We start from the raw sequence: 16887 nt of genomic DNA, 5'->3' as shown, positions 1-16887 counted from the left end.
GCATGGGCCGACCGGCGTCGTCGCACGTCATCGCGGCGCGACGTGCGTCGTGCGCGTCGCTCAGCGCTTCAACGCGCGGATGACGCCCTTCAGCGCCTTACCGGCGACCCAGACGAGGGGCGTCGCGGCGAGCAGCAGGCCGATGAGGTTCGGCTCGAAGCGGACGTCGCCGCCACCGCGGGCGACGTATGCGCCGAGCGGAATGGATGCGCCGCCGCCACCGCCGCCCGAGGCGGACTGCCCTTCGTCGTCGGTGCCCGACCCGCCGCCGAAGCCGTACCAGCCCAGCGCGACGGGGATCACCGTGGTGCCGTCGAGGTCGACGGCGTCTCCGTAGGAGGTCTTGACGCCGACACCGGCGACGTTCTCTGCGAGGTCGAGCACGAATTCAGCCATGCGACCACGGTACCCGCGCCGACCACCGGACTCCAGGGCTTGCGCTCGGCCCGCGTGCGCCGCTTCAGTGGTCAGCCGGGCGATCGCCGCCCTCGAGCGGCTGCCTGAATCGCGCGCCCGCCGCCGATCGCTCGGGCGCACGCCCCACGAGCGCCGCGGGCTTCACCGCGCCCGTGCCGAACTTCGCCACGACCTGATCGATCGTGCGCTCGGCATCGCGCCACTCTTCGTCGGGGTCCCACAGTGCGAAGCCGCCGTCCGCGGGCCGGAGTTGCTCGCCCCGCACCCCGATGAGTCGCACCCGCTCGCCCCGGCCGACGAGCCCGGACATCGCCTCGACCGCCTCGTCGTAGATGCGACGGGCGACATCGGTCGGTTCGGCGAGCGTTCGCGAGCGCGTGATCGTGCGGAAATCGTCGTAGCGCAGCTTCAGCACGACCGTTCGGGCCACCATGCCCGCCCGTCGCAGCCGGACCGCGACGTTGCCCGAGAGGTCGAGCAGGGAACGCCGGATCTCGGCGGGATCGGCGAGATCGTGCCCGAAGGTCGTCTCGTGCCCGATGGACTTCTCGACGCGGTGCGTCGACACCTCGCGCGGGTCGTCGCCGTTGGCGAGGCGGAGCAGGCGTTCAGCCAGCGCCGGCCCGACCGCGCGCTCGAGCGCCTCGGGCGGCATGGCCGCGACGTCGCCGACGGTGTGCAGACCGAGCTTCGCGAGCGACTGCTCGGTGACCCGGCCGACGCCCCAGAGCGCGGACACCGGCAGCGGGTGGAGGAACGCGACCGTCTCGTCGGCGGGGACCACGAGCATGCCGTCGGGCTTCGCCCGACCGGAGGCCACCTTGGCGACGTACTTGGAGGCCGCGACGCCGACCGAGCAGGTGAGCCCGGTCTCGGCCCGCACGCGCTCGCGGATGCTCCAGGCGATCTCGGCCGGGCTGCCGTGCAGTCGCCGAGCCCCCGAGACGTCGAGGAACGCCTCGTCGATCGAGAGCGGCTCGACGAGCGGGGTGATCGACTCGAAGATCGTGAGCACCCGACGCGAGTACTCGCTGTACTTGCGGTAGTCGCCCCGGAGGACGATGGCGTTCGGACAGCGCTGCAGGGCGACCGACATGGGCATCGCGGAGTTCACGCCGTAGCGGCGCGCCTCGTAGCTCGCCGCCGACACCACCCCTCGCCCGGCCGTGCCGCCGACCAGCACGGGCTTGCCGCGCAGCTCGGGTCGGCTCAGCAGCTCGACGGAGACGAAGAAGGCGTCCATGTCGACGTGGAGGATGGGGGTGCCGGAGTCGTCGACGGGGCCGGTGGTGACCTGCCTCGACGAGCCGTCCTGCTTGCTCATGCTGCGACCCTATCCCCCGCCGCCGACATCGCCGGCCCGGCGGTCAGAAGCCGAAGTCGCCGCCGCCGAAATCGCCGCCGCCGAAGTCACCGAAGCCGCCGTCGCCGAAGCCGCCCTGATCCGCGCCCGAGGCATCGACCGAGCCGGCGTCGCCACCCTGATCGGCCCCGGTGTCGCCGCTCTGATCGGCCGAGCCCTCGCCACCGGCCTCGAACGCGCCGGGGCCGGGCAGGAAGGCCTGGGCGATCGCCGAGCCGACCACCACGCCCGCGATGGTGCCGAGCATGGACCCGCCGAGCATCTGCCCGAACGAGGGACCGCCCGCCGCTGCGGCGCCTCCGGCGCGCCCGCCGCCCTGGAACGCGCGTTCCATGCTGCCCGGAGCCCGGAGCTCCTGGCGCGTGGCCGCCCGGGCGAGCGCGCTGGGCTCGTCGGACACGAGGCGCTCCCCCGCCGGCGCCTGCTCGCTGAGAGCCTGGAACACCTGCTGGCGCTGCTCGGGCGTGAGCTTCGCGAAGGCCTCGGCGTGCACCTGCTCGATGGACTCGGGCGGGGCCGTGCGCAGCAGGTAGCGGTAGCGCTCGACCGCGAGCTCGTCGTCGCTCAGGGCCCGGGCCCGCGGGGCGGGCTGGGCGGCGGGGCGCTCCTCGGGAGCGCCGAAGAGTCGGTCGAAGAATCCCATGCTGTCCTCGTCAATCCTGGTGGGGAAGGCGATCGTACCGAGCGCGGCCCCGAAACGGCTGAGAGCCGGGCGCCGACCTGGTCGACCCCGGCTCTCAGCGCGGATGGCGGTCTGCGACTACTCGGCCGCCGCCGCTCGTTCCAGCACCAGCTCGCGGACGCGCGCAGCATCCGCCTTGCCCTGCATCGCCTTCATGACGGCGCCGATGACCGCACCGGCGGCCTGCACCTTGCCGTCGCGGATCTTCGCGAGCACATCAGGCTGCGCCGCGAGCGCCTCGTCGATCGCCGCGATGAGGGCGCCGTCGTCGGAGACGACGGCGAGCCCGCGCGCGTCGACGATCTGCTGCGGCGAGCCCTCGCCGGCCACGACCCCCTCGAGCACCTGGCGGGCGAGACGGTCGGTGAGCGTGCCGGCCTCGACGAGGGCGGCGAGCTCGGCGACGTGCTCGGGCGAGGCCAGCGACGCGGCATCCGTCTCGCTCGCGTTCGCGAGTCGGGTGAGCTCGCCCGTCCACCACTTGCGGGCGGCGGCGGGGCTCGCCCCGGCGGCGACCGTGGCGGCGACCTCGTTCAGCAGGCCGCCGTTCACGACGTCCTGGAACTCGAGGTCGGTGAAGCTCCACTCGGCCTTGAGCCGGCGACGGCGCGCCGCCGGCGGCTCGGGCAGCGCGTTGCGCAGCTCGGCCACGCGCTCGGGCGACGGGACCACGGGCACCAGGTCGGGCTCGGGGAAGTACCGGTAGTCGTCGGCGTCGGACTTGGGGCGGCCAGGGCTCGTGGTGCCCGTGTCCTCGTGCCAGTGCCGGGTCTCCTGCGTGATCGCGCCGCCCTTCGCGAGGATCGCCGCCTGCCGCTGGATCTCGTAGCGCACCGCCCGCTCGATCGAACGGAACGAGTTCACGTTCTTCGTCTCGGTGCGGGTGCCGAGCTGCTCGGCGCCCCGCGGACGCAGCGACACGTTCGCGTCGCAGCGCAGGTTGCCGCGCTCCATGCGGGCCTCGGAGATGCCGAGCGAGATCGCGATGTCGCGGATCGTCGACACGTACGCCTTGGCGAGCTCGGGCGCGTCGCCCTCGGCACCGAAGATCGGCCGGGTGACGATCTCGACGAGCGGGACGCCGGCACGGTTGTAGTCCACGAGCGAGTACTCGGCGCCCTGGATGCGCCCGGTGGCGCCGCCGACGTGCGTGAGCTTGCCCGCGTCTTCTTCCATGTGCGCCCGCTCGATCGGCACCTGGAAGGTGCGGCCGTCGGCGAGCTCGACCTCGACCTCGCCGTCGAACGCGATCGGCTCGTCGTACTGCGAGATCTGGTAGTTCTTCGCGAGGTCGGGGTAGAAGTAGTTCTTGCGGGCGAAGCGGCTCGACTCGGCGATCGAGCAGCCCAGGGCGAGGCCGAGCGAGATCGACTTCTCGACCGCCTCGCCGTTGACGACCGGCAGCGAGCCGGGCAGCCCGAGGCAGACCGGCGACACGAGCGTGTTCGGCGCCGCGCCGTGGTACTTCTGGTTCGCCGGGTTCGGGGCGGGCGAGAACATCTTCGTCTCGGTGTTGAGCTCGACGTGCACCTCGAGGCCGATCACCGGCTCGAAGAGCTCGAGCGCCTGCTCGTAGTCCATCAGTTCGACGCGCGCCATCAGAGTGCGCCCTCCTCGGTCGCGGTGAGCTCATGGGTCGAGAGGTCGGGGGCCTTCGCGATCAGCGGGCCGCCCCACTCCGCCTCGAGCAGCCGCTCGAGCGCGCCGCCGACGTTGTAGAGGCGGGCGTCCTGGCGGGCCGGGGCGAGGAACTGGATGCCGACGGGCAGGCCGTCTTCCGGCGCGAGGCCGGCGGGGAGCGAGATGCCGGGCACGCCGGCGAGGTTCGCCGGGATCGTCGCGATGTCGTTCAGGTACATCGCGAGCGGATCGTCGAGCTTCTCGCCGAGCTTGAAGGCCGTCGTCGGCGCGGTGGGCGTGGCGAGCACGTCGACCTTCGCGAAGGCCTGGTCGAAGTCGCGCTGCACGAGGGTGCGCACCTTCTGGGCGCTGCCGTAGTAGGCGTCGTAGTAGCCGGCGGAGAGCGCGTAGGTGCCGAGGATGATGCGGCGCTTGACCTCGGGGCCGAAGCCGGCCTCGCGGCTCGCCGCCATGACCTGCTCGACCGTGCCGCCGCCCTGCGGGGTCACCCGGAGGCCGAAGCGCACCGAGTCGAACTTCGCGAGGTTCGAGGAGGCCTCGGCGGGCAGGATGAGGTAGTACGCGGCGATCGCGTGCTCGAAGTTCGGCGCCTCGACCTCGACGATCTCGGCGCCGTTGCGCTCGAGCAGTTCGAGCGACTCGTGGAAGCGCTGACGGACGCCGGCCTGGAAGCCGTCGGTGTCGAGTTCCTTGACGACGCCGATGCGCAGGCCCTGCACGTCGGCCCGGCGCACCGCCTCGGCCATCGAGGGCCAGCGCTCGGCGATCGAGGTGGAGTCGTGCGGGTCGTGGCCCGCGATGACATCCTGCAGCAGCGCCGCGTCGAGCACCGTGCGGGTGACGGGCCCGATCTGGTCGAGCGAGGAGGCCAGGGCGATCGAGCCGTAGCGGCTCACAGCGCCGTAGGTGGGCTTCACGCCGACCGTGCCGGTCACGTGCGCGGGCTGGCGGATCGAGCCGCCCGTGTCGCTGCCGAGGGCGAGCGGCGCCTCGAAGGCCGCGACGGAGGCGGCGGAGCCGCCGCCCGAGCCGCCGGGGATGCGGTCGAGGTCCCACGGGTTGTGCGTCGGGCCGTAGGCCGAGTGCTCAGTGGAGGAGCCCATCGCGAACTCGTCCATATTGGTCTTGCCGAGCGGCACGAGGCCCGCCTCGCGGACCTTGCGCACGGGGGTGGCGTCGTACGGCGGGATCCAGCCCTCGAGGATCTTCGAGCCGGACGTCGAGGGCATGCCCTCGGTCACGAGCACGTCCTTGATGGCGATGGGCACGCCGGCGAGCTCGCCGAGCGACTCGCCCGCGGCACGGGCCCGGTCGACCTCGGCGGCGGCGCGCAGGGCGCCCTCCGCGTTCACGTGCAGGAAGGCGTGCACAGCGCCGTCGACGGCGGCGATGCGGTCGAGGTGCGCCTGCGTCGCCTCGACAGAGCTCACCTCGCCGCGGCCGAGGCGGCCGGCGAGCTCGGCGGCGCTGAGACGGATCAGCTCGTCGGAGTGGCTCACTGCTCCTCCCCCAGGATCGCGGAGACCACGAAGCGGTCGCCGTCGCGCTCGGGCGCGCCGGAGAGCGCCTGCTCGGGGCTCAGCACGTCGTCGGTCACCACATCGGCGCGGAAGACGTTCTGCATCGGGATCGGGTGGCTCGTCGGCGGGACATCGGGGGTCGCGACCTGGTTCACCTGCTCGACGGCCTGCATGATCTGGCCGAGCTCGGTGGTGAGGTGCGCGATCTCCTCCTCGGTGAGCGCGATGCGAGCGAGGTTCGCCAGATGGGCGACCTGCTCCGCACTGATTTCAGGCATGCTGCTCCGAACGTGTCGTGACGGGGATGCCTGCCAGTCTATTCGAGCGCGTCGCCGGGCATCGAGTCGCCGAGCGCGGACGGGCCCTCCGTCACGAGCAGCCGGAACTGCTCGGCGTCGAGGACGGGGATGCCGAGCTCCTCGGCCTTGGCCAGCTTGGAGCCCGCGCCCGGGCCCGCAGCCACGTAGTCGGTCTTCTTCGAGACGCTCGACGCGGCCTTGCCGCCCGCGGAGATGATGGCCTCCTGGGCGCCCTCCCGCGTGAAGCCCTCGAGGCTGCCCGTGGCGACGACCGTCAGCCCGGCGAGCACGCCGCCCGCCGCGACGGCCGCGCCGGGGCCCGGGTGTCCGGGCGTCGCCCACTGCACGCCCGCGGCGGCCCAGCGCTCGACGATCTCGCGGTGCCAGTCCACCTCGAACCACTCGAGGAGCGAGTCGGCGATGATGCCGCCCACGCCCTCGACCTCGGCGAGCTCGGCCCGATCGGCGGCGCGAATCGCGTCGAGTGAGCCGAACCACTCGGCCAGGGCCCGGGCGGCGACCGGGCCGACGTGCCGGATGTTGAGCGAGACGATGAGTCGCCACAGTGGCTTGGTCTTGGCCTTCTCGAGCTCGGCGAGCAGCTTCGTCGCCGCCTCGGAGGGACCGACATCGCGGTAGTCCTTGCGCACGCCGGCGGCGCGGCGCTCGGCGGGGCTCATGGACTCGGTGCCCGGCGGGTAGCTCGCGGGACCGAGCTTCTGGAACGGCAGCCGCCGCACGGGTTCGCCCGTCTGCTCGTCGATCTTCACCTCGCCGGTCTCGGCATCGCGCACGACGACCTCGATCGGCACGAGCTCGTCGAGCGTGAGCTCGAACAGACCGGCCTCGGTCGCGAGCGGGGGCTCGGCCGGCACGGTGGGCTGGGTGAGCGCCGCCGCGGTCACCTCGCCGAGCGCCTCGATGTCGAGGCCGCCGCGCGAGCCGATGTGCTCGATGCGCCCGCGCACCTGTGCGGGGCAGGACTTCGCGTTCGGGCAGCGGAGGTCGATGTCGCCCTCTTTCATGGGCCGCAGCGGCGTGCCGCACTCGGGGCACCGCTCGGGCATCTGCCACTCGCGCTCGGTGCCGTCGCGCAGCTGCTCGACCGCGCCGAGGATCTCGGGGATGACGTCGCCGGCCTTGCGCAGTACGACGGTGTCGCCGATGAGCACGCCCTTCGCCTTCACGACCTGCTGGTTGTGGAGCGTCGCCTGGCGCACGGTCGAGCCGGCGACCTTGACGGGCTCCATGATCGCGTAGGGCGTGGCGCGGCCGGTGCGGCCGACCCCGACGGCGATGTCGAGGAGCTTCGTGTGCACCTCCTCGGGCGGGTACTTGTACGCGATGGCCCAGCGCGGCGCCCGGCTCGTGGCGCCGAGCTCGTCGTGCAGCGCGAGCTCGTCGACCTTCACGACGATGCCGTCGATCTCGTGCTCGACGTCGTGGCGGTGCTCGCCCCGGTCCGCGATGAACTCGGTGACCTCGTCGACCGACGAGAACACTCGGGAGTGCGGCGAGACGGGCAGACCCCAGCCGGCGAGCAGGCCGTAGATCTCGGACTGCTCGCGCACCTCGGGATGCTGCCAGGCGCCGATGCCGTGCAGATACAGCGCGAGCCGGCCGAGTCGTTCGCGCATGAGCTCGAGCTCCAGGGGGCCCTTCTTCTCGCGCCGCTGCCGCAGGCTGCCCGCCGCGGTGTTACGCGCGTTGGCGAACTCGGGGTACTTCGTGGGGATCTCGTCGGCGGGGCGGCCCTTGGCGAGCTGCTCGGCCTCGTACGCCGCCTGCAGCTCGTGCTGACGCTCGTTCAACGCTTCGAAGTCGACCGTGCGCAGGAACACCTCGCCGCGCACCTCGAAGAAGGCGGGGAAACCTTCGCCGGAGAGCTCGCGCGGGATCACCGGGATCCAGTCGACGTTCTCGGTGATGTCCTCGCCGACCCGGCCGTCGCCGCGGGTGGTGGCCGTCTCGAGCACCCCGTCGCGGTACGCGAGGCTGATCGCGAGCCCGTCGATCTTGAGCTCGGACAGCCAGTGCACCGGCCGCCCGGCAGCGGCATGCGTCTTCGCCGCCCAGTCGCGGAACTCCTCGATCGAGAACACGTTGTCGAGGCTCAGCATGCGCTCGGCGTGCTCGTGCTCGGGGAAGCCGGCCGAGACGATGGCGGCGCCGACCTGCTGCGTCGGGCTGTCTTGGCCGGCGAGCTCGGGGAACGCGCGCTCGAGCGCCTCGAGGCGATGGAAGTCGGCGTCGTACTCGGCGTCGGAGAGTGTCGAGTCACCGTCGCCGTAGTAGGCGAGCCGCGCCGCCTCGATGCGCTCGGCGAGCCGCTCGGACTCCGCCCGCGCCTCGTCGAAGCTCATGCCCTCGAAATCGGCCGGGAACTCGCTCGCAGCCGTGGTCTCGCTCGCCGCATTCGTCTCGCTCACAGGCCAATCCTACGGACGACCGACGACACTCACTCGGCGTCCCAGAGGGCGCGGTAGTAGGCGAGCCGCCGCTCGTCGGGCTCCACGCCGTACTCCGCGAAGAACGTCGGCTGCCAGCCCGGCCCGTAGTTCCATTCGAGGCTCAAACTCGCCACCGCGAGGTCGGCCCAGCGGTCCGCGACGCCGAGCCTGGCCGCGTCGACGATCGCCGCGAAGCGGCCGTCGTCGCCGAGCAGCGTGTTCGGCGCGCACGGATCGCCGTGGCAGACGACGGGCTCGACCGGCGGCGGGTCGCGCAGCTCCGCCGGCACCGGCAGGCCGTCGCGGCGCATGACGTCGAGCCGGTGCGCGACGCCCCAGTCGTACGGGCAGTCGGCCACCTCGAGCGCGTGCAGGCGCCGAAGCCCGTCCGCGATGGCCCGCACCGCGGTGCCCGGCTCGGCCAGCCAGCGCTCGTCGACGGCGGACCGGGCGGGGATGGCCTCGCTCAGCAGCCATTCGCCGGAGGCATCCGCTCCCACCCCGAGTACACGCGGCGCCGGCAGCCGACCCGCGAGCCAGCGCAGCCGCTCGGCCTCGTCGGCGAGCGACTCGCCCGAGCCGGGCGGGTTCCACTTCACGACGCTCGCGCGCTCGCCCTCGATGCGGAAGGTCAGTCCGCCCGCCTCGTTCCGCCACAGCGGGGTCGTCGGGCGTCCTGCGGCGAGCTCGAGCACCTTCGCCGGCCGCACGACCTCGGACTCGGGCTGCTGGCTCGCGAGCTCGGGGGCGCCCACCTACGCGCCGACCGGGACGGCGCTGACCGTGCGATCGATCGTGCACTGCCCGAGCACCCGCGTGCCGACGTAGACCACGGCGGTCTGACCGGGCGCGACGCCGTCGAGCGGGTGCGCGGGGCGCACCACGAGCTCCGCCGCGCCGTCGTCGCCGCGATCGATGCGGGCGACCGCGGGCACCGGGTCGGCGTGCGCCCGGATCTGCACCTCGCAGTCGAAGTCCTCGCCGTCGGCGGCGACGAGCCCCGAGGCGACGGGGTCGAGCCCCGCCCAGCTGAACCGCGACCCGGCGATCTCGGCCGTGGCGAGCGCCTCCTTCGGGCCGACGACGACGGTGTTCTCCTTCGGCCGCACCTCGAGCACGAAGCGGGGCCGCCCGTCGGGGGCCGGCGTGCCGAGGCGGAGGCCGCGGCGCTGGCCGACGGTGTACGCGTGCGCGCCGTCGTGGCTGCCGACGACGGCGCCCGTACGGTCGACGATGTCGCCCGGTGTCTCACCCACTCGGTCGGCGAGCCAGCCCTTGGTGTCGCCGTCGGGGATGAAGCAGATGTCGTAGGAGTCGGGCTTCCGCGCGACCGCGAGGCCACGTCGCTCCGCTTCCTGGCGCACGAGCTCCTTGGAGGGTGTGTCGCCGAGCGGGAACCACGCGTGCGCGAGCTGCTCGGCGGTGAGCACACCGAGCACGTAGCTCTGGTCCTTGGCCTCGGCGCTCGCGCGATGCAGCTCCAGCTCGCCCGACGGGCCCGGGAGCACCTTCGCGTAGTGGCCGGTGACGACGGCGTCGAAGCCGAGGGCGAGCGCCTTCTCGAGCAACGCGGCGAACTTGATGCGCTCGTTGCAGCGCATGCAGGGGTTCGGCGTGCGCCCGGCGGTGTACTCGGCGACGAAGTCGTCGACGACGTCCTCCTTGAAGCGCTCGGAGAAGTCCCAGACGTAGTACGGGATCTCCAACAGATTCGCGACGCGCTGCGCGTCCATCGAGTCCTCGATCGTGCAGCAGCCGCGACTGCCGGTGCGGAGCGTGCCCGGCATGCGGCTGAGCGCGAGGTGCACACCGACGACGTCGTGGCCGGCCTCGACCGCGCGCGCCGCGGCGACGGCGCTGTCGACGCCCCCGGACATGGCTGCTAGCACTCGCATGCCCACCAGTCTACGAAGTCACGGCTGGACGGCGGCCGGATGGCGCGGATCGGCCGAGCTCGGGACGGATGCCGCGCCCCGGCCTCAGCGGTCGAAGGAGGTGCGGCGGGCGGCGAGCCCGGCCTTGGCCGCCCGCTCGTGGGCCGCCGGCAGCGCCGCGAGGAAGGCGTCGACGTCGGCCTCGCTCGAGTCGTGGCCGAGGGTGATGCGGAGCGCACCGCGCGCCTCGCTCTCGCTGCGGCCCATTGCGAGCAGCACGTGGGAGGGCTCGGGAACCCCGGCCTGGCATGCCGAGCCGGTCGAGACCGCGACGCCGGCGGCGTCGAGGAGGAAGAGCAGCGAATCGCCCTCGCAGCCCGGGAAGGCGAAGTGCGCGTTGCCGGGCAGGCGGCCGGCGGGCGCGGGGTCGCCCGACAGGACCGCGCCGGGGACCGCCTCGGCGACGCCCTCGATGAGCCGGGCGCGGAGCGCCGCCATACGGGCGGCGTCGTCCTCGAGCCGGAGCGCCACCGTCTCCGCGGCGGCCGCGAAGGACGCCGCCGCCGCGACATCCTGCGTGCCCGAGCGCACCCGCCGCTGCTGCCCGCCGCCGTGGATGAGCGGCTCGATGCGTCCGGTGCGGTCGAGCACGAGGGCGCCGATGCCGGCCGGGCCGCCGATCTTGTGCGCCGAGACGCTGATCGCGACGAGTCCCTCTCCCGGTTTGGCGCCCGTCTCGCGGCGCAAGGCGTGAAGGCCGACGGGCAACTGCCCGTAGGCCGCGACCGCGTCGAGGTGGAGGGGCACGCCCGCGGCGGCCGTCAGCTCGGCGACCCGGGCGACCGGTTGCACCGTGCCCACCTCGTTGTTCGCCCAGAGCATCGTGACGAGCGCGATCCGTTCGGCATTGGCCTCGAGCTCCGCGGCGAGCGCGTCGATGTCGAGGCGGCCGAGCTCGTCGACCGGGAGCTCGACGATCTCTGCGCCCTCGTGGGCGGCGAGCCATTCGACGGTGTCGAGGGTGGCGTGGTGCTCACCGGCGGGCAGCACGATCCGCGGCCTGGCGGCGTCGTGCTGACGCTGCCAGTAGAGGCCTTTGATCGCGAGGTTGATCGCCTCGGTGCCGTTCCCGGTGAAGACGAGCTCGATGGGGTCGGCGTCGAGGGTCGCGGCGACGACGGCGCGGGACTCCTCGAGGGAGCGCTTGGCGCGCTGGCCGGCGCTGTGGATCGACGCCGGGTTGCCGACCGTGGCGAGCGCGGCGGTGAGTGCGGCGACGGCCTCGGGCCGCATGGGAGTCGTCGCGGCATGGTCGAGGTAGACGGGCACGCCGCTCTCCTCTCCTGCCGGTGACACGTGGTCCACGAACTACTGTAGATCGCATGTCGGCCCCCGATCCCCTGCGCGAGCTCGGCGCCTCCCCCGGTGTCGACGGCGGTGCGGTGCGCATCTGGTCGGCGCATGCCTCGGCGGTGGAGCTCGTCGTCTTCGACGACGGGGATCTGGAGTGGGCGGTCGACCGGGTCGCGCTGGAGCGCGACGAGCACGGTGTCTGGTCGGGGCGTTCGGGCGCGCTCACGTCCGGCGCGCGGTATGCGATCCGGGTTGACGGGCCGGCCGGCGTGGAGCACGCCTTCAACCCCGTGCACGATCTGCTCGACCCCTACGCGCGGGGGCTGGTGCGCGCCGACGACGGGTCCTGGCGCGGGGTCGCGCTCGGCCGCTTGGGCGACGACGACGGCTTCGAGTGGGGCGGCGTGGCCGCGCCTCGGATCCCGCTCGATCGCACCGTCGTGTACGAGACCCACGTGCGGGGCTTCAGCAAACGCAATCCGGCGGTGCCCGAGGCGTTGCGCGGCACCTACGCCGGACTCGCGCACGACGCCTCGCTCGACTACCTGCGCGATCTCGGGGTGACGACGGTCGAGCTGCTGCCCGTGCACGCCTTCGTCTCGGAGGAGCGGCTCGTCCGGCAGGGACGGGTGAACTCCTGGGGCTACAACACGCTCGGCTTCTTCGCGCCGCACGGCGCGTACGCGAGCGCGGCGGCGCAGGCGGAGGGCGCTGCGGGGGTGCGACGCGAGTTCGCGGGGATGGTACGGCGCCTGCACGAGGCGGGCCTCGAGCTCGTGCTCGACGTCGTCTACAACCACACTGCGGAGGAGCACCGCGAGGGGCCGACCTACAGCTTCCGCGGCATCGACAACGCCGCCTACTACCGGCACGACGCGCACGGCCGGTACGTCGACACGACCGGGTGCGGCAACACGCTCGACTTCGGCCGGGAGCAGACAGTGCGTCTCGCGCTCGACTCGATGCGGTACTGGGCGGGCGAGCTCGGCGTGGACGGGTTCCGGCTGGATCTGGCCGCGACCCTCGGCCGCGACGACCACGGCGCGTTCACTCCGGAGCACCCGCTGCTGCGCGGGATGCTCGACGATCCGGTGATCGGCGCGTCGAAGCTCATCGCGGAGCCGTGGGACCTCGGTCCCGACGGCTGGCGCACGGGCGGGTTCCCCGCCGGATTCAGCGAGTGGAACGACCGCTATCGCGACCGCATGCGCGACTTCTGGCTGACGGATCTGCGCCAGGAGCGCGAGACGGGTTCGGCGGGCAGCGGGATCGGCCGCTTCGCGACACGGCTGGCGGGCTCGGCGAACACCTTCTCGCCGGAGCGGGGCCCGCTCGCGAGCCTGAACTTCATCACCGCCCACGACGGCTTCACCCTCGCGGACCTGACCGCGTACGACGTCAAGCACAACCTCGGCAACGGCGAGGACAACCGCGACGGCGCCGATCACAACCGCTCGTACAACCACGGGGTCGAGGGCGAGGCCGCGGACCCCGAGGTGCGCGCCGCGCGGCGGCGCAGCATCCGGAACCTCCTCGGCACCCTGCTGCTCTCGGCGGGCGTTCCCATGCTCACGGCGGGCGACGAGTACGGGCGGACGCAGCGCGGCAACAACAACGCGTACTGCCACGACTCGCCGCTGACCTGGCTGGCGTGGTCGGACGAGGACCGGCCGCAGTCGGCTGCTGCGCTGCACCGCACGGCCAGGGCGCTCATCCGCCTCCGCGCGGAGAACCCGGCGCTCCGCCCGGTCCGCTACGGCGTGTTCGGCGAGACGACGCCGAGCGCGACGCAGATGGACTGGTACAACGCCGAGGGCGAGTCGATGGGCATCGACGACTGGAACTCGCAGGCCGAGCGCACGCTGCAGTACCTCGCCGCCTCGACGCCGGAGCACGAGCCGCCGAACCGAATCCTGCTCGTCGTGCACGCCCGTTCCGAGGACACCGAGGTGGTGCTGCCCGCGCACGCGGGCGTCGCCGGCTACACGCTGCTCTGGGACTCGGCACCGGAAGAGCCCGAGGCCGACGCCCGGACGCTCGCGCCGGGTGCCGGGCTGCCGGTCGCCGCATGGTCGATGCAGCTGCTCCGAGCCGAGCCCGAGAGCGGAGCCGTCTGATGGCCAGGCGCGCCGAGCCCGCGGTCGGCACCCCGGCGACGGTGGCGCTCACCTCGGCGGGGATCCCGTTCGTGCCGCGCGCCTACGATCACGACCCCCGTGCCGCGGCGTTCGGCCTCGAGGCGGCGGAGAAGCTCGGCGTCGAGGCGGAGCGCGTGTTCAAGACCCTGCTGGCGTCCGTCGACGGCGCCCTGGTGGTCGGCATCGTGCCGGTCGCCGAGCAGCTCGACCTGAAGGCGCTCGCGCAGGCGGTCGGGGGCAAACGGGCGGAGATGGCCGACCCCGCCCTCGCAGAGCGGAAGACGGGGTACGTCGTCGGCGGCATCAGTCCGATCGGTCAGAAGACGGCGCTGCCGACGGTGCTCGACGAGACCGCAATCCTCTTCGAGACGATCCTCGTCTCCGGCGGGCGACGCGGCTTCGACCTCGAACTCGCGCCCGACGACCTCCTCCGCGTGACCGATGGGAGTTACGCGCCGATCGCCCGCGCGCGCTGACCCGGCCTCAGCCCTCGGCGAGCGCGACGAGGCCGAGTTCGGCCGGCCCCGCGAGCAGCGGGTTCGAGGGCACGACGCGGACCGTGTAGCCGAAGGCGCCGGCGCGGTCGAGCGTGACGGTGCCGCCGTACGCTCCGTCGCCGAGCCGGGCGAGCCGGGTCGTCCGCGGTTCGGCGAGGGAGTCGTCGGCTCGGCTGCGGCCGGAGACGAGCTCGACGGCGACGTCGGCGTCGTCGAGGCCGCCGAGGGCGAGCTCGGCGCGCACGTGCAGTTCGTCGCCGACCGCGGGCTGATCGAGCCCGCCGGACTCGACGTGCAGCACGCGCACCTCCGGCCAGGCGGCGCGCACTCTGGCGCTCCACGCGGCGAGATCCCTGGCGCCCCGCGCACCGTCGGCGACGAGGGCCCGGCGTCGCTCGGCCGCCGGGCCGTAGAGCCGCTCGACGTACTCGCGCACCATCCGGTCGGCCCCGAGCTCGGGGACGAGCCGGGTGAGGGTGGCGCGCAGCATCCGGAGCCACTCCCCCGGGACGCCGTCGGCGTCGCGCTCGAAGAAACCGGCGGACTCCGCGGGGTCCGGCCGGTCGTAGAAGGCCGGGACGATCCGGTGTTCGAGCAGTTCGTAGAGCGCTGCGGCCTCCCGCTCGTCGCGCTCGCCCTCATCGCCTGCCGAATCCGCGGAGGGGATGACCCAGCCGAAGTCGTCCGAGGCGTACTCGGCCCACCAGCCGTCGAGGATGGAGAGGTTCAGCGCGGCGTTCATCGCCGCTTTCATGCCGGAGGTGCCGCAGGCCTCGAGCGGCCGCAGCGGGGTGTTCAGCCAGACGTCGCAGCCCGGGTAGAGGAGTTCGGCCATGCCGATGTCGTAGTCCGGCAGGAAGACGATGCGCTCCCGCAGCTCCGGTCGGGCGGCGAACTGCACGAGCCGTTGGATGAGCCGTTTGCCCTCGTCGTCGGCCGGGTGCGCCTTGCCGGCGATGACGAACTGCACGGGGCGCACCGGGTCCGTGAGGATCGCGGCGAAACGCTCCGGGTCCTGCAGCATGAGGGTGAGTCGCTTGTACGTCGGCACCCGTCGGGCGAAACCGACGGTCAGCACGTCGGGGTCGAGTGCTCGGCTCATCCACTCGGGTGCCTGGCCGCCGGGATGCTGCTCCTGCCAGCTCGCGACGAGGCGGCGCCGCGCCTCGTCGACGAGTCGCGCGCGCATCTCGCGCTTCACGGCCCAGAGCTCGCCGTCGCCGAGGGCGGGGTTCTGCCAATCGGCGTGCTCGCTGTCGTCGGTGCCGAGGATGCGTTCGGCGAGCGCGATGAGCGCGGGGTCGGTCCAGCTGGGCGCGTGCACGCCGTTCGTCACGGAGGTGATCGGCACCTCCTCGGCGTCGAAACCCGGCCAGAGATCGGCGAACATGCGGCGGCTCACCCGTCCGTGCAGCTCGGAGACGCCGTTCGCGTGCTGCGCGAGGCGCAGCCCCATGACCGCCATGTTGAACGCGCTCGTCGCGGGGTCGGCACCGGGTTCGACGCCGAGGGCGAGCGCGTCGGCGGGAGCGACGCCGGGCAGCAGCTCGGAGGTGACGTAGCGCTCCACCAGCGCACGGTCGAAGCGGTCGATGCCGGCGGGCACCGGGGTGTGCGTCGTGAACACGGTGCCGCCGCGCACGAGCTGCAGCGCCTCGGGGAACGTGAGCCCCTCGCCGATCGCGGCGGAGATGCGCTCGAGTCCGAGGAAACCGGCATGCCCCTCGTTCATGTGGAACACCTCAGGCTCGGGCCCGCCGACGAGCTCGCTCCAGGCGCGCAGCGCCCGCACCCCGCCGATGCCGAGCAGCAGTTCCTGCAGGAGCCGGTGCTCGCTGCCCCCGCCGTACAGCCGGTCGGTGACGCCGCGGAGCTCGTCGCCGTTCGCGGGGACGTCGGTGTCGAGCAGCAGCAGCGTGACCCGGCCCACCGCCGCGCGCCAGACCCTCGCGGTCAGGGTGCCGCCGTCGGGCAGCGCGAGGGAGACCTGCACCGCGCTGCCGTCGGGCCGGCGGAGCACCGCGAGCGGCAGCCCGTCGGGATCGAGCGCGGGATAGCGCTCCTCCTGCCAGCCGTCGGGCGAGAGCGATTGCGAGAAGTACCCCGTGCGGTAGAAGAGGCCGACGGCCACGAGCGGGACGCCGAGGTCGGAGGCGGCCTTCAGATGGTCGCCGGCGAGGATGCCGAGGCCGCCCGAGTACTGCGGCAGGGCCGCCGCGATGCCGTACTCCGGCGAGAAGTACGCCACGAGCTCCGGCCGATCCCCCTCGAGCCGCTGATACCAGCGCGGTTCACCGAGATACGCGTCGAGTTCGGCCTGCTCGCGTTCGGCCCGGGCGACGAACTCGTCGTCGGCGGCGAGCTGCTCGAGCCGGGCGGGCTCGACCTCGCCGAGGAACGTCACCGGGTCGTGCTCGGAACGCGCCCACGCCTCCGGGTCGATGTGCTCGAACAGCCGGCGCGTCGGCTCGTGCCACGCCCAACGGAGGTTCGCCGCGAGTTTCTCGAGCGCGGCGAGACGCTCGGGGACGACGGCACGGACGGTGAACTTCCGGATCGACTTCACCCCCTCAGACTAGGAGGCCCTCGTGTCCGGTGTGTGAACTCCGCATCACCGCTCACCGCCGAGCGTGTCGAAACCGGGCTGCGCTAA

At 73.1% G+C, this 16887-nt stretch carries 13 protein-coding genes; 2 read left to right on the top strand and 11 right to left on the bottom strand.

All coding sequences use genetic code 11. The features are described 5' to 3' along the window. Positions 1-60 precede the first annotated feature (60 nt). The 10 genes from QSJ60_RS10310 to QSJ60_RS10265 form a co-directional block, all read right to left on the bottom strand. On the bottom strand, positions 61-396 hold the full coding sequence (locus QSJ60_RS10310; protein WP_189084823.1) for a hypothetical protein: 336 nt from the start codon (positions 394-396) through the stop codon (positions 61-63). Positions 397-460: 64 nt separating this feature from the next. After that, positions 461-1741 (bottom strand): DNA polymerase IV, encoded by a 1281-nt coding sequence (locus QSJ60_RS10305; protein ID WP_285463553.1) that lies wholly within the window; start codon positions 1739-1741, stop codon positions 461-463. A 43-nt stretch (positions 1742-1784) separates the two neighbouring features. After that, positions 1785-2423, bottom strand: coding sequence for a hypothetical protein (locus QSJ60_RS10300; RefSeq protein ID WP_285463552.1), 639 nt, complete (start codon positions 2421-2423; stop codon positions 1785-1787). A 117-nt stretch (positions 2424-2540) separates the two neighbouring features. Next, positions 2541-4061 (bottom strand): Asp-tRNA(Asn)/Glu-tRNA(Gln) amidotransferase subunit GatB, encoded by a 1521-nt coding sequence (gatB, locus tag QSJ60_RS10295; RefSeq protein ID WP_285463551.1) that lies wholly within the window; start codon positions 4059-4061, stop codon positions 2541-2543. Beyond that, positions 4061-5602 carry an Asp-tRNA(Asn)/Glu-tRNA(Gln) amidotransferase subunit GatA gene (gene gatA, locus QSJ60_RS10290; protein ID WP_285463550.1) on the bottom strand — a complete coding sequence of 514 codons (1542 nt, stop codon included), beginning with the start codon at positions 5600-5602 and terminating at the stop codon, positions 4061-4063. The genes gatB and gatA overlap by 1 nt, the downstream gene beginning before the upstream one ends. Then, entirely contained in the window at positions 5599-5901 is a 303-nt protein-coding gene (gene gatC / locus QSJ60_RS10285; protein WP_189084818.1) for an Asp-tRNA(Asn)/Glu-tRNA(Gln) amidotransferase subunit GatC, read from the bottom strand. Before gatC ends, gatA begins: the two co-directional genes overlap by 4 nt. A gap of 38 nt (positions 5902-5939) precedes the next feature. Continuing rightward, entirely contained in the window at positions 5940-8285 is a 2346-nt protein-coding gene (ligA, locus tag QSJ60_RS10280; protein WP_285465300.1) for an NAD-dependent DNA ligase LigA, read from the bottom strand. A 95-nt stretch (positions 8286-8380) separates the two neighbouring features. Next, positions 8381-9127, bottom strand: a complete 747-nt coding sequence (locus tag QSJ60_RS10275; RefSeq protein ID WP_285463549.1) for an aminoglycoside 3'-phosphotransferase — start codon at positions 9125-9127, stop codon at positions 8381-8383. Beyond that, entirely contained in the window at positions 9128-10267 is a 1140-nt protein-coding gene (gene mnmA / locus QSJ60_RS10270) for a tRNA 2-thiouridine(34) synthase MnmA (protein WP_352230688.1), read from the bottom strand. It abuts the gene before it with no gap. Positions 10268-10351: 84 nt separating this feature from the next. Beyond that, the gene (locus QSJ60_RS10265; RefSeq protein WP_285463548.1) at positions 10352-11575 is read right to left on the bottom strand and encodes a cysteine desulfurase family protein; all 1224 of its coding nucleotides are present in this window, start codon (positions 11573-11575) and stop codon (positions 10352-10354) included. 53 nt (positions 11576-11628) lie between these two features. Here QSJ60_RS10265 and glgX point away from each other — a divergent pair, with 53 nt between their 5' ends. Together glgX and ybaK are read left to right on the top strand one after the other, a co-directional pair. After that, complete coding sequence (glgX, locus tag QSJ60_RS10260; RefSeq protein WP_285463547.1) at positions 11629-13716, top strand: glycogen debranching protein GlgX; 2088 nt, start codon at positions 11629-11631, stop codon at positions 13714-13716. Continuing rightward, the gene (gene ybaK / locus QSJ60_RS10255) at positions 13716-14213 is read left to right on the top strand and encodes a Cys-tRNA(Pro) deacylase (protein WP_285463546.1); all 498 of its coding nucleotides are present in this window, start codon (positions 13716-13718) and stop codon (positions 14211-14213) included. Before glgX ends, ybaK begins: the two co-directional genes overlap by 1 nt. Positions 14214-14220: 7 nt before the next feature. On the opposite strand, the gene glgP is transcribed toward ybaK, so the two are convergent. Then, positions 14221-16800: an alpha-glucan family phosphorylase gene (gene glgP, locus QSJ60_RS10250; protein WP_285463545.1), complete on the bottom strand. Its 2580-nt coding sequence runs from the start codon at positions 16798-16800 to the stop codon at positions 14221-14223. Between the last annotated feature and the right edge of the window lie 87 nt (positions 16801-16887).

The sequence above is a fragment of the Agromyces sp. NBRC 114283 genome (assembly GCF_030268405.1).
Taxonomy (GTDB): Bacteria; Actinomycetota; Actinomycetes; order Actinomycetales; family Microbacteriaceae; genus Agromyces; species Agromyces mediolanus.
The sequence above is the reverse complement of the archived record's forward strand: the minus strand, read 5'-3'. Positions and strand labels throughout refer to the sequence as shown.

Coding starts and splice junctions, on each gene's coding strand:
- QSJ60_RS10310 (WP_189084823.1), bottom strand. CDS start 396: ATGGCTGAATTCGTGCTCGACCTCGCAGAGAACGTCGCCGGTGTCGGC.
- QSJ60_RS10305 (WP_285463553.1), bottom strand. CDS start 1,741: ATGAGCAAGCAGGACGGCTCGTCGAGGCAGGTCACCACCGGCCCCGTC.
- QSJ60_RS10300 (WP_285463552.1), bottom strand. CDS start 2,423: ATGGGATTCTTCGACCGACTCTTCGGCGCTCCCGAGGAGCGCCCCGCC.
- gatB (WP_285463551.1), bottom strand. CDS start 4,061: ATGGCGCGCGTCGAACTGATGGACTACGAGCAGGCGCTCGAGCTCTTC.
- gatC (WP_189084818.1), bottom strand. CDS start 5,901: ATGCCTGAAATCAGTGCGGAGCAGGTCGCCCATCTGGCGAACCTCGCT.
- ligA (WP_285465300.1), bottom strand. CDS start 8,285: ATGAGCTTCGACGAGGCGCGGGCGGAGTCCGAGCGGCTCGCCGAGCGC.
- mnmA (WP_352230688.1), bottom strand. CDS start 10,267: ATGCGAGTGCTAGCAGCCATGTCCGGGGGCGTCGACAGCGCCGTCGCC.
- glgX (WP_285463547.1), top strand. CDS start 11,629: ATGTCGGCCCCCGATCCCCTGCGCGAGCTCGGCGCCTCCCCCGGTGTC.
- ybaK (WP_285463546.1), top strand. CDS start 13,716: ATGGCCAGGCGCGCCGAGCCCGCGGTCGGCACCCCGGCGACGGTGGCG.